The 11,664-nt window shown below is 68.2% G+C and carries 11 protein-coding genes; 3 read left to right on the top strand and 8 right to left on the bottom strand.

Features of this window, described 5'->3' with window-relative positions; all coding sequences use genetic code 11:
• Nucleotides 1-24: 24 nt before the first annotated feature.
• The 6 genes from IB243_RS19865 to IB243_RS19840 are packed head-to-tail and all read right to left on the bottom strand — an operon-like array spanning nucleotide 25 to nucleotide 4,685.
• Nucleotides 25-1,194 (bottom strand): DSD1 family PLP-dependent enzyme, encoded by a 1,170-nt coding sequence (locus tag IB243_RS19865; protein ID WP_192428880.1) that lies wholly within the window; start codon nucleotides 1,192-1,194, stop codon nucleotides 25-27.
• Entirely contained in the window at nucleotides 1,178-1,819 is a 642-nt protein-coding gene (locus tag IB243_RS19860; protein WP_010462747.1) for a histidine phosphatase family protein, read from the bottom strand. Before IB243_RS19860 ends, IB243_RS19865 begins: the two co-directional genes overlap by 17 nt.
• Nucleotides 1,820-1,849: 30 nt before the next feature.
• Nucleotides 1,850-2,461, bottom strand: coding sequence for a DUF4136 domain-containing protein (locus tag IB243_RS19855; protein ID WP_192428879.1), 612 nt, complete (start codon nucleotides 2,459-2,461; stop codon nucleotides 1,850-1,852).
• A gap of 55 nt (nucleotides 2,462-2,516) precedes the next feature.
• On the bottom strand, nucleotides 2,517-3,485 hold the full coding sequence (gene ttcA / locus IB243_RS19850; protein ID WP_192428878.1) for a tRNA 2-thiocytidine(32) synthetase TtcA: 969 nt from the start codon (nucleotides 3,483-3,485) through the stop codon (nucleotides 2,517-2,519).
• A gap of 4 nt (nucleotides 3,486-3,489) precedes the next feature.
• Entirely contained in the window at nucleotides 3,490-3,861 is a 372-nt protein-coding gene (locus IB243_RS19845; RefSeq protein ID WP_057229338.1) for a dihydroneopterin aldolase, read from the bottom strand.
• A gap of 38 nt (nucleotides 3,862-3,899) precedes the next feature.
• Complete coding sequence (locus tag IB243_RS19840; protein ID WP_192428877.1) at nucleotides 3,900-4,685, bottom strand: SDR family oxidoreductase; 786 nt, start codon at nucleotides 4,683-4,685, stop codon at nucleotides 3,900-3,902.
• Between the two features lie 15 nt (nucleotides 4,686-4,700).
• On the opposite strand from IB243_RS19840, the gene IB243_RS19835 reads away from it, so the two are divergent.
• From IB243_RS19835 to IB243_RS19825, 3 genes are all read left to right on the top strand, one after another.
• Entirely contained in the window at nucleotides 4,701-5,819 is a 1,119-nt protein-coding gene (locus tag IB243_RS19835) for a class I SAM-dependent methyltransferase (RefSeq protein WP_192428876.1), read from the top strand.
• A 146-nt stretch (nucleotides 5,820-5,965) separates the two neighbouring features.
• The gene (locus IB243_RS19830) at nucleotides 5,966-6,940 is read left to right on the top strand and encodes a tripartite tricarboxylate transporter substrate binding protein (protein ID WP_192428875.1); all 975 of its coding nucleotides are present in this window, start codon (nucleotides 5,966-5,968) and stop codon (nucleotides 6,938-6,940) included.
• A 5-nt stretch (nucleotides 6,941-6,945) separates the two neighbouring features.
• Nucleotides 6,946-9,366 (top strand): hypothetical protein, encoded by a 2,421-nt coding sequence (locus IB243_RS19825; RefSeq protein WP_225585095.1) that lies wholly within the window; start codon nucleotides 6,946-6,948, stop codon nucleotides 9,364-9,366.
• On the opposite strand, the gene eutC is transcribed toward IB243_RS19825, so the two are convergent.
• Nucleotides 9,359-10,192, bottom strand: a complete 834-nt coding sequence (eutC, locus tag IB243_RS19820) for an ethanolamine ammonia-lyase subunit EutC (RefSeq protein WP_192428874.1) — start codon at nucleotides 10,190-10,192, stop codon at nucleotides 9,359-9,361. The two genes, IB243_RS19825 and eutC, sit on opposite strands and share 8 nt — an antisense overlap.
• Nucleotides 10,189-11,583 (bottom strand): ethanolamine ammonia-lyase subunit EutB, encoded by a 1,395-nt coding sequence (locus IB243_RS19815; protein ID WP_192428873.1) that lies wholly within the window; start codon nucleotides 11,581-11,583, stop codon nucleotides 10,189-10,191. Before IB243_RS19815 ends, eutC begins: the two co-directional genes overlap by 4 nt.
• Nucleotides 11,584-11,664 lie beyond the last annotated feature (81 nt).

Genomic DNA, 11,664 nt, shown 5'->3' with positions numbered 1-11,664 from the left:
AATGTCCGCCAATTCTTGCCTTGATCAGGTCAGCGCGCCTCTGGCATCAACCCTGATGATGCGCTCCACCGTGCCCAGGGCCAGCCCCCCGCGCACTCCGATGAGGAAGTCGTGCAGGTTCACCGTGGGGTCGCAGTGGCCGGGGATGAGCCACAGCATGCGGCCCAGGGTGGGCAGGCGGGCCTTGGGGCCGTCGGCGTAGATCAGGCCGTGCTCGTCGCCGCCGTTGGCAAAGCGCAGGGCGCGGTCGGCTGGCAGCAGGGCCACGGTGGGCAGGCCGGAGTCGATGGCGTGGCTTTTGTGGCCCGCGTCGCACACGGCATGGCTCTCGCGCACCGACACCACCTGGGTCTTGACGAACAGCGCGTGTTCAAAGGCAGGTTGCGCCGGTTCGCGTTCGTTGCGTGCGTAATCCGCGTCCATGAACAAAAACGAGCCTGCCTGCAACTCGCCAAAGATGCCGCTGGCGGCCTCGTGCACCAGCGTGCCGGTGCCCGAGCCTGTGATCAGCGGCACGGGCACCCCCGCCGCCTCGATCAGCTGCCGCGTGTGGCTGGCCGCACGCACGACCTGCGCGATGGCTTCCTTGCGGCCCACGGTGCTGGCCATGTGCTGCGCGCGGCCATGGTAGGCCTGGATCCCCGCAAACCGCAGGCGGGGGCTGCGCGCCACGGCCAGCGCCAGTGGCAGTGCGGCCTTGCCGGGGGGCACGCCGCAGCGGCCCTGGCCCACGTCGATCTCCACCAGCACATCGATGCCGGCATCGCTGCCGGTTTGCGCCATCGCCTCGGCCAGACGCTCGATGCCCTCCACGTGGTCCACGGCCACGCCCAGGCGCCCGCCGCGTGCCGCGAGCTGCGCAGCCAGCCGCGCCACACGGTGCAGCTTGGGCATGGCGATGACCTGGTTGGTGATGGTGATGTCATCCACCCCGCCGGCCGCCAGGGCCTCGGCCTCGGAGACCTTCTGCACACACACGCCCTGGGCGCCAGAGCGCTGCTGCAGCAGCGCGAGTTCGGCGCTCTTGTGCAGTTTGGCGTGGGGGCGCCAGCGTACCTGGTGCTTGCGCGCAAATTCGGCCATGCGCTGGATGTTGCGGTCCATGGCGTCCAGGTCCACCACGAGGGCCGGGGTGTCGATCAGGTCCACACGTTGGCCGATGCAGGCCTGGAGTGCTTCAGGAATGGGTTTCATCGCGGAGGGCGTTGTTGTCAAGGTGCTGGGTGTCAGCCCAGCCGACCAGGGTCAGGCCGTCGGGTGTCCACAGCAGGCGGTTGATGGCGGCGTTGGAGAGTTGCCAGGTGCGCGGCGCCTGGATGTCCTGGCGCGTGGCCAGGCGGTACAGCACGTCGAGTACGCCGCCGTGCGCCACCATTACCACCTGCTCGCCCACATGCTGCTGCGCCAGGGCGGTCACCGTGTGTTCGATGCGCTCGCGCAGTGTGACGAGCGACTCTCCACCTTCGGGCGTGTAGTGCGGATCGCGCTTGCGCCAGCGCAGCGCGTCTTCGGGCAGTTCGGCTTCGATCTCGGCAAACGTGCGGCCTTGAAAGTGGCCAAAACTGCGCTCGCGCAGGCCGGTATTGGTCACCAAAGGCGCGCCCGTAGTGCGGGCCACGGCCTGGGCCGTGGCGTGCGCGCGTTGCAGGTCGCTGGTGTAGATGGCGGCAATCGGCTCACCCGCCAGGGCCTGTGCCACCTGATTGGCCTGCCACAGGCCGGTGTTGTTGAGCGGGATGTCCAGGTGGCCCTGGATGCGGGTGTCCACGTTCCAGGCGGTTTCGCCGTGGCGGATGGCAACGATGCGGGTGGCGTGCATGCAGGTGATGAAAAGGGGAGTGGGGCGATGTCAGGGAGCGGCATGCACCAGCGGCAGGCGCACTTGCCGGGGCCCCTGGGGCGGCTTCGGGAAGCCATTGAGCGCGGCGTCGAACAGCACGCCGTAGACGGCCGGGTCGCTCACCCACACATCCTCGTGCACGGCAGAAGTCTCGTACACCACGGCCTGGGTGCTGGCGTCGCGCATCACGATGCTGACCGCGCGGCGGTGCAGGGGCGTGGGCTCGCCAAAACGCCACATTCCATGCACGCCCCAGCCCCGGCCCGCCCAGCCGCCAAAGCCCCAGGGGCCCGGGCCGTATGCGCCGTATGGCCGGAAGGGGTCATTGCGTGGCACGGCATCGGCCTGGACGCCCAGTTGGACCAGCAGGCGGGGCGCGGCATCGTCGCGCTGCAGGCCGGCGCGCGCCAGCGACTGTTCTGCCAGCGTGGCGATGGCGTCAAACGAGGGGGTCTGCTGCGATGGCAGGCGTTCGATGCGGTAGGTGGCTGGCGCGGGCACGGCAGTCAGTGTCGAGAAGCTTTGCACCTGGCCGTCCACCAGGCGCGTGGTGCTGCAGCCCGCGAGCAGGGCTGCGGCAAGGCCCAACAAAAGGACGGGAATCCATCGGCGTTGCGTCATGGTCAGAGGCTCCAGAAAAAGAGATCTCTGTGAGAGTGCCGAAGCCCGTCAGGGTTCACGACAGCTGCACCACCTGTACGCCCGGCAGCGATGGCGAAGGCGCCACGAACTCTTCCTTGTCAAACGCCTTGTCGCCGTCTTCGCTGGCGATGCCCGTGGCCCTGGCGTTCTTGAAGTCGTACAGGCTGCCGTCCAGCAGGTGCGAGGGCACCACGTTCTGCAGCGCGTTGAACATGTTCTCCACGCGGCCCGGGAACCGCTTTTCCCACTCGCGCAGCATCTCGCCCACCTGCTTGCGCTGCAGGTTCTCCTGGCTGCCGCACAGGTTGCAGGGAATGATGGGGAAGTTGCGGTGTGCAGCCCAGCGGGTGGTGTCCTTCTCGGCCACGTAGGCCAGCGGGCGGATCACCACATGCTTGCCGTCGTCGCTCACCAGTTTGGGTGGCATGCTCTTCATCTTGCCGCCAAAGAACATGTTGAGCAGCAAGGTCTGCAGGATGTCGTCCCGGTGGTGCCCCAGCGCGATCTTGGTGCAGCCCAGCTCATCGGCCACGCGGTACAAAATGCCCCGGCGCAGGCGGCTGCACAGGCTGCAGGTGGTCTTGCCCTCGGGGATCAGCTTCTTGACGATGCTGTAGGTGTCCTCGTTCTCGATGTGGAAGGGCACACCGGTGCTGGCCAGGTACTCGGGCAGCACATGCTCGGGGAAACCGGGTTGCTTCTGGTCCAGGTTCACCGCCACCAGATCGAAGTGGATGGGGGCGCGGGCCTTGAGCTTGAGCAGGATGTCGAGCAGGGCGTAGCTGTCCTTGCCGCCCGACATGCACACCATGACCTTGTCGCCTTCTTCAATCATGTTGAAGTCGACGATGGCCTTGCCAACCTCGCGGCACAGGCGTTTTTCGAGCTTGTGGGTTTCGCGCTCGATTTTCATGCGGGCGGCGCCGCTCGTCGCATCAAGGGGCTCTTCAGTCCATCCGACAGACTGTGCCGAGGTGGGGGCTTGGTTCAATACTGCGCTCATGGGGTCACCACTGTCCTGTCTCGATGCGAATGGCCACTTCGCAGTCGTCAAAAATTTCGAGTTTGGCAATCTTCACCCGCACGCCCAGCACGCCGGGCAGCTGCATCAGGCGGTTGGCCAGCTTGCCGATCAGGCTCTCCAACAGGTTCACATGCTCTGCGGTGCATTCGTCAATGATGATCTGGCGCACACGCCGGTAGTCCAGCACATGGCCGATGTCGTCGTCGCGCGGGGCCAGCGGCTGCACGCCCAGGCTCAGTTCGGCATCGACCTGGATGGGCTGCGGCGCGGTTTTTTCGTGGTCGAGGATGCCCAGGTTGGCGTCAAAGCGCAAACCGGTGAGCGTGAGGATCTGGGTGCCTGCAGCGGTGGTCATGAATAGGTCCTGGATTGAGTGAGCGTGTGTGCGTGCGCTCACATCAACGAGAAATCTCGGTCAAACTTCATCAGGTGCTGGCCGCCATCCACCAGCAGTGTGGTGCCGGTGATGGACCGATTTTCCAGCGCAAACTTCACGGTGGCGGCCACATCCTCGGCGGTGGACGAGCGGCCCAGCGGGGAGAGGGCGTGCAGCTGGGCAAACTTGTCGTCGCTGAGCATGTGGCTGGTCAGCGTGAGGCCGGGTGCCACGCCCACCACGCGCACCCGCGGCGCCAGGGCCAGGGCCAGCATGGTGCCAGCGGCTTCGAGCGCGGCCTTGGAGAGCGTGTAGCTCACAAAATCGGGGTTCTGGTTCCAGAGCTTCTGGTCCAGCAGGTTGGCCACGGCGCCCTGTGCGTCGGCCTCGCCCTGGGCGACGCGGTCGGCCACGTGCTGGTGCAGCGCCTGGGCCAGCAGCACGGGGGCAGCGGTGTTGCTGCGCAGGTGCTTTTCGAGCGCGGCAAAACCAAAGGTGGCGGCATTGTCATGCTCGAACAGCGAAGCGCTGTTGACCACCGCATCCACACGGCCAAAGTGCGCCACCACGCGGGGCAACAAGCCGCGCACCGCAGCCTCATCCTCAAAATCAGCATCAAAATGAGCACTAGCGCTTGTCAGTTGTGCGCAAGCAGCTACGGTATCGATAGCATCCTGCTCCGATGAGCGATAGTGCACCGCCACCTGCCAGCCGCCCGCTGCCAGGGCCAGCGCAATGCTGCGGCCCAGGCGCTTGGCGGCGCCTGTGACCAGAACGGTGCGTGGATGGGAGGGGGCAGACATGTGGGGTGGGAGACAATGCGGGCCGTGACCCAAAGACCCGACAGTTTAACGACCGCCCTGCACCAGCACATTGCCCAGGCCATTGCCGCCGAGGGCGGGTGGCTGGGTTTTGACCGCTTCATGGCGCTGGCCCTGTACACCCCGGGCCTGGGCTACTACGCCAACGATTCCACCAAATTCGGCGCCATGCCCGAGTCCGGCAGCGACTTTGTGACCGCGCCCGAGATGACCCCGTTGTTCGGCCAGACGCTGGCCGTGCAGGTGGGCGAGGCCCTGGCGCACACCGGTACCGACGAGGTGTGGGAGTTTGGTGCGGGCTCGGGCGCGCTGGCGCTGCAACTGCTGGACGCCCTGGGCGACCAGGTGCAGCGCTACACCATCGTCGATCTGTCGGGCAGCCTGCGGGCGCGCCAGCAGGCCAAGCTGGTGGCGCATGCCCACAAGCTGCGCTGGGTGGACGCACTGCCCGAGCAATTGAGCGGTGTGGTGGTGGGCAACGAGGTGCTCGATGCGATGCCCGTGCAGCTGCTCGCCCGCCACGGCGGCCAGCAGGGTGGGGTGTGGCACGAGCGCGGCGTGGTGGTGCAAGGCGATGGCAGCTTTGCCTGGGCCGACCACCCCACCGGCCTGCGCCCGCCCGTGGACATCGAAGGCCCGCAGGACTACCTGACCGAGATCCACGCCCAGGGCGAGGGCTTCATCCGCACGCTGGCCGACCGGCTCACGCGTGGCGCGGCCTTTTTGCTGGACTACGGTTTTGGCGAAAGCGAGTACTACCACCCCCAGCGCCACATGGGCACCGTGATGTGCCACCAGGGGCACTTGGCCGATGGCGACCCGCTGGTGGCGGTGGGGCTCAAAGACATCACCGCCCACGTCAACTTCACCGCCATGGCCCTGGCCGCGCAGGACGCAGGGCTGAACGTGCTGGGCTACACCACGCAGGCCCACTTTCTCATCAACTGTGGCCTGCTACCAAAAATGGAGCTGCTGCCGCAAGCACAGCGGGCGACAGCGGCCAAATTGATCATGGAACATGAAATGGGCGAGCTTTTCAAGGTGCTGGCCCTGGGCGCGGGCGAGGCGTGGGAACCTGTGGGGTTTGTGCACGGGGACCGGTCGCACCGGCTGTAGCCGCCAGGCGTGCGCCACGCGGCGTTTTCCTGCCATATCTGTTCGGCGCATAAGGGTCTGCGAGAAACTTCGTTGGTGGGCGGCGGGGCGCTGCCTACGCTCGGTGGCTTCTTGCTTCCACGGCCGGTGCTCCACCGGCGTCCGCCATGCGCGCTTTGTTCCGCCCCCTCCTGCCGCTGTGCCTGCTGGCCAGCACCGTGGTTTTCACATCGGCCCACGCCGATGGCTACCCCAACAAACCCATCCGCGTGCTGGTGCACAACACGCCGGGCAGTGCCCTCGATGTGGTGACGCGGCGTGTGGGCGCCCGCCTGGCAGAAAACCTCGGCCAGCCGGTGGTTGTGGACAACCGCGCTGGTGCGGGCGGCGTGATTGCCGTGGATGCTGTGGCCAAGGCGGCACCCGACGGCTACACCCTCCTCGCAGGGGCCGATGGCCCCATCACCATCCTGCCCACGCTCTCGGCCAGCCTGCCCTACGACCCCCGACGTGATCTCGTGCCCGTGGTGTCCCTGGGCGAGACGGACTTTTTGCTGGTGGCCCACCCCAAAACAGGCTTCAAGACCGTGGCCGACCTGGTACGCGCCGCCAAGGCCCGCCCGGGCCAGTACAACTACGCCTCTGCGGGCAACGGCAGCCCCCAGCACTTTGCGGCCGAGCTGCTCAAGCAGCAGGCCGGCATCTACGTCACACACATTCCCTACCGGGGTGGCCCGGTGGGCCTGGCCGACGTGGTGGCGGGGCAGGTGGATGTGATGTTTATCGCCGTGGGCCCCGCGCTGGCCCACGTGCAGGCGGGGCGCCTGGTGGCCCTGGCCAGCGGCGGGGAGGCCCGCCACCCGCTGCTGCCGGCCGTGCCGACCCTGGAGGAAACCTACCCCGGCCTGCGCGCTGGAACCTGGTTCGGGCTGTTTGCACCTGCGGCCACGCCGCCGGCCGTGCTGGAAGCCATGGGCGCCGAGGTGGCCCGTGTGCTGGCCGAGCCCAAGGTGCGCAGCGATCTGGCCGCGCAGGGTATCCGGGCCACCGGCTACCCGCAGGGCCGCTTCACGGCGTTTGTGGGCCAGGAGTCCCGCAAATACGCCGCGTTGGTCAAGACCGCGGGCATCCGGTCGGAGTAAGCAACATGCGTTCAGTGCCCCCCGCCGACCTTCTTCTTTCTGTGCCGCAGCAGGACCCCCACATCCCCGCCGCCGGGCCGCACTTTGCACCCACCGGCCTGTATGCCCACAGCAAGGCGCAGCCGTTCATCGGCCGCGTCACCTGCCACACCACGGCCGTCGAGGCGGGCAGCTGGCAGGAAATCATCCTGGACTTCGAGGTTGGCGCCTCCGGCGTGGCCGACGGCGCATGTATCAAGGCCACGTTCAAGTTCTATTCGGACTGGGCGCTGTTCCAGACCAGCGACCCCACTGGCGCCAACTTCATCAGCGCCGAATACCAGGCCGGCCCGCTGCTGCCGGGCCAAAGCCCCGCATCCGTGCAGTCGCTGGCCGTGCGCTTCGACCAGAAAGGCCACGAGCGCCCGTACCAAAAGGCCGTGATCGTGGACGTGGTGGACGGCTACCTCAACGCTGGGGACCACATCATCATCCGCCTGGGCGACCGGCGCCGGGGTGGCCCCGGAACGCGGGTACAGACCTTTGTGGAAGACGCTTTCCATGTGCGTTTCTACGTGGACCCGCTGGGCACCTCGCGGTTTGTGGCGGTGCCCGACGACGTGGTGCTGCGCGTCGCGCACGGCCCCGCCTCGCAGCTCTTTTTGAACGCGCCACGCTACGCCCAGCCCGGCCAGCCGCTGCCGCTGCGCGTGTCGGCACTCGACCGCTGGGGCAACATCGTGCGCGACTGGCCGCAGCCCCTGCAGGTGCGGGTGCTGCAGGCCGGCGCCACGGTGCAGGAGGTGCCGCTCGCCTTTGCCGCCGACGGCTGGGCTAGCACCGGCCTGGCGGGCGAGCAGGCGCTGCGCCTGCCCGAGGGGCGCTACGAGATCGAAGCGCACCTGCCCGGCGCACGCCAGGTGCCGGCCGCGCGGTTTGCGGTGGATGTGTCTGCCGCCTTCCCCACGGCACGGCCTTTTTATGCCGACCTGCACGTGCATGCCCACGACACCGTGGGCACCAACAGCCCGGGCTACAACGCGGCCTACGCCCGCGAGATCGGCGGCGTGGACATCTTTGGCTACACGGCCAACGATTTTCAGATCACCGACCACAACTGGCGTGTGGGTCTGGAGGCCGTGCAGGCCGCCAACGTGCCCGGCGAGTTCGTGGCCTATGCGGTGCAGGAATGGTGCGGCAGTTCCACGGCGGGGGGTGACCACAACGTGGTGTTCCTGGGCGATGCCACGCCAGGCTTTCCGCACAACGAACGCGGCGAGCACAACCGCACCTTTGTGTGGAACGAAGACATGAAGGGCACGGGTGTGAGCCTGGGGCGCTGGCCGGTGCAGGAGCTGTGGGCCGCGTACGCGGACGATGCGGAAAACCACCTCGTCATGCCCCATGTGGGCGGGCGCCGCTACATCCCCGACTGGCACCACCCGGGCCTCGAACGCCTGGTGGAAATCGCCTCCACCTGGGGGCATTTCGGCTGGCTCTACCAGGACGTGATCCGGCGCGGCTACCAGCTGGGCGTGGCCGCCAGCAGCGATGAGCACCGGGGGCGCCCCGGCGGCGGCGCCCCGGGGGTGCAGGTGTTTGGCGTGCACGGTGGGCTCACCGGTGTGCTGGCCGACCAGCTCGACCGCGCCAGCGTGGGGCGCGCCCTGCGCGCGCGCCATACCTGGGCCACCACGGGCGAGCATGCTGCGGTCATCACCCGCGTGGGGCCGCACCGCCAGGGCGATGCGTTCGACTGGCAGGGCGAGGCCCCGGTGGAATACCAGTTCCTGGGCCAGAGCGGCTGGGAATACCTGGCCGCCTACGACCACACGGGCCGCATCTGGGAGCGCGACCTGCACCGCGAGCTGGGCTACTCGGAGCGGCGCATCCGCCTGCGCTGGGGCGGTGCACGCATCCCCGACCGCTACCGCTGGGCCGCGTGGCAGGGGCGCATCCAGGTGCTGGGCGGCACGGTGCTGGGCTTTCGCAGCCACGGCTTCGAGCATGCCGAAGAATCGGCCTGGCGCGCAGGGCCCACGGAACTGGGATTTCGCAGCGACACCTATGGCGACGCCGACAGCATCGAGATCGAGGTCAGCCAGCTGGCGAACCTGCGCATCGTCGTGAGCGGCACCATCGACAGCTTCATCAAGGTGGGTGATCCGCTACAGCGCAACCCGTTCGTGCACCGCCCGGATTTCCACTGGGAGGTCTCGGGGGCCGAGCTGGTACAAGCCGGGCGCCTGCAGCTTGACCTGGGCGGCACCGAACTCTTTGTGGCGCTGGAGCGCCTGACCGATGTGACCCTGCCGCAGTCGGTGGAGGGTGTGGTGCCGGTGTCGCCCGACAACGCCGCCTTTGGCTTTCGGCCGGTGTACTTCCACGGGCGCCAGCGCGACGACAGCAAGGCGTGGTCATCGGCGCATTTCATCCGCTTCACGTAACCGGATCGCAGCCCTGGTCGCCCGGTGCGCCCAGTGCGCCAGGAACGCCCGCTGCCGGGATCGTCACCGCATCACTGCGGTCTTTAAGGCCCACGCCCGTCAGGGCAAGGCGCCGGGCCTCCTGGCACAGCCACCACAGGCGGGCTGCGGCAGCCGACGGCGCCAGCCCCTCGGCCCGCACGTTGGAGATGCAGTTTCGCTCGGCGTCGCTGCGGCCCACCTGCGGGTGCCAGGTGAGGTAGACGCCCAGGCTGTCGGGCGAGCTCAGGCCCGGGCGTTCGCCGATCAGCACCGCGACCATGCGTGCGCCCAGCAGCGCGCCCACCTCGTCCCCCAGCGCCACGCGGGCCTGGGTGGCGACGATCACCGGACCGATCTGCCAGCCCTGCGGCGCGGTGCGCACGATGGTTTCCACAAGGGGCACGGCGTTGCGTTCGACGGCCAGGGACGAGAGCCCGTCGGCCACGACCAGGAGCAGGTCGCAGCGTGTGTGGCCGTCTCCCAGATTGCGCAGCCGCTCCGCATCCGCATCGCCAAGCCGTCGGCCGAGGTCGGGCCGCAGCAGGTAGGTGGCGCGGTCGGGTGCGGCACTGGCGACCTGTAGCGTGCTGCAGCCCAACTCCCTGAGTTGCGCCGCCAGCGCGTCCGCGTCGAGCTGCAGGTGCACCGCATCGCGCGCTTGGGCGTGGGCCAGGCCAAAGCTGAGCAGCTCGCGCGTGGGGACGGCCGTGCCCGCGCGGCCCAGCGCCAACCGCGCGGCGGTGTGGGCGCGCAGGTCATCCCAGGGGTCGGGTAAAGGGCCGGTGATAGGGGTTGACTCGCTCATCTCTGCATCCCGATCTGCCGCAGCTGCGCAATGGCCGCCCGCTGCTGTGCGGCGGGCAGCAGCCGGCCCGTGCCATCGGCCAGGTGCATGCGCGCAAGCCAGGCCTCGAACTCGGGCGCGCGCTGCAGGCCCAGCACCTCGCGCAGGTACAGCGCGTCGTGGAAGGAAGTGCTCTGGTAGTTGAGCATGATGTCGTCGGCCCCGGGCACGCCCATGATGAAGGTCAGGCCCGCCACGCCCAGCAGCGTCATCAGCGTGTCCATGTCGTCCGAATCGGCCTCGGCATGGTTGGTGTAGCAGACGTCGCAGCCCAGCGGCACGCCCAGCAGCTTGCCGCAGAAATGGTCTTCCAGGCCGGCGCGGATGATCTGCTTGCCGTCGTACAGGTACTCTGGCCCGATGAAGCCGACCACCGTGTTGGTGAGCAGCGGCGAGAACGTACGCGCCACGCCGTAGGCCCGGGCCTCGCAGGTCTGCTGGTCCACGCCATGGTGGGCGTTGGCCGACAGCGCGCTGCCCTGGCCGGTTTCGAAATACATCACGTTGTCGCCCAGCGTGCCGCGCTTCAGGGACAGGGCGGCCTCGCGCGCCTCGTGCAACAAGGCCAGGTTCACGCCGAAGCCGGCGTTGGCTTTTTCGGTGCCGGCGATGGACTGGAACACCAGGTCCACCGGCGCGCCCTGCTCGATCATCTGCACCGTGTTCGTCACGTGCGTGAGCACACACGACTGCGTGGGGATCTGCAGCTTGGTGATGACTTCGTCCAGCATGTGCACCAGCCCCGTGAGGGCTGCAATGCTGTCCGTGGCCGGGTTGATGCCGATCACCGCGTCGCCCGCGCCGTACAGCAGGCCATCGACCATCGACGCCGCGATGCCGCGCAGGTCGTCGGTCGGGTGGTTGGGCTGCAGGCGCACGGCCAGGTGGCCCGGCAGGCCGAGGGTGTTGCGAAAGCGCGTGACCACGCGGCAGTTGCGCGCCACGGCGATCAGGTCCTGGTTGCGCATGAGCTTGCTCACGGCGGCCGCCATCTCGGGCGTCAGGCCCGGTGCCACGGCGGTCAGGGCGGCCGTGTCTGCGGCCAATAGCCAGTCACGCAGCCCGCCCACGGTGAGGTGGGCGATGGGCGCAAACGCCATCGCGTCGTGTGTGTCGATGATAAGGCGCGTGACCTCATCGACCTCGTAGGGCACCAGCGCTTCGCTCAGGAAGCGCGCCAGCGGCACATCGGCCAGACACATGCGCGCCGCCATGCGCTCCACCGCCGAGCCGGACGCGATGCCAGCCAGTGTGTCGCCCGAGCGTGCGGGCGTGGCCTTGGCCATCACCTCGCGCAGGTCGCTGAACGACCAGTGCTGGCCGCTGACGGTGTGGTGGTAGGTCGCAGGCATCGGCAAGGATGGAAGTGGGCCCAGTGGCGATGATGGCATGTGCGAACCGCAGAGCGCCAGAGAGGGTGGTGTCCCTGTGGC

Source organism: Acidovorax sp. ACV01, from assembly GCF_014851495.1.
GTDB lineage: Bacteria > Pseudomonadota > Gammaproteobacteria > Burkholderiales > Burkholderiaceae_C > Acidovorax > Acidovorax radicis.
This window is presented reverse-complemented; position numbering and strand designations above follow the sequence as displayed.

Bases quoted from the DNA above. Each gene is read 5' to 3' on its own strand.
- IB243_RS19860 (WP_010462747.1), bottom strand. From the start codon at position 1,819: ATGCACGCCACCCGCATCGTTGCCATCCGCCACGGCGAAACCGCCTGG.
- IB243_RS19865 (WP_192428880.1), bottom strand. From the start codon at position 1,194: ATGAAACCCATTCCTGAAGCACTCCAGGCCTGCATCGGCCAACGTGTG.
- IB243_RS19825 (WP_225585095.1), top strand. From the start codon at position 6,946: ATGCGTTCAGTGCCCCCCGCCGACCTTCTTCTTTCTGTGCCGCAGCAG.
- IB243_RS19840 (WP_192428877.1), bottom strand. From the start codon at position 4,685: ATGTCTGCCCCCTCCCATCCACGCACCGTTCTGGTCACAGGCGCCGCC.
- IB243_RS19830 (WP_192428875.1), top strand. From the start codon at position 5,966: ATGCGCGCTTTGTTCCGCCCCCTCCTGCCGCTGTGCCTGCTGGCCAGC.
- IB243_RS19855 (WP_192428879.1), bottom strand. From the start codon at position 2,461: ATGACGCAACGCCGATGGATTCCCGTCCTTTTGTTGGGCCTTGCCGCA.
- IB243_RS19835 (WP_192428876.1), top strand. From the start codon at position 4,701: ATGCGGGCCGTGACCCAAAGACCCGACAGTTTAACGACCGCCCTGCAC.
- ttcA (WP_192428878.1), bottom strand. From the start codon at position 3,485: ATGAGCGCAGTATTGAACCAAGCCCCCACCTCGGCACAGTCTGTCGGA.
- IB243_RS19845 (WP_057229338.1), bottom strand. From the start codon at position 3,861: ATGACCACCGCTGCAGGCACCCAGATCCTCACGCTCACCGGTTTGCGC.
- IB243_RS19815 (WP_192428873.1), bottom strand. From the start codon at position 11,583: ATGCCTGCGACCTACCACCACACCGTCAGCGGCCAGCACTGGTCGTTC.
- eutC (WP_192428874.1), bottom strand. From the start codon at position 10,192: ATGAGCGAGTCAACCCCTATCACCGGCCCTTTACCCGACCCCTGGGAT.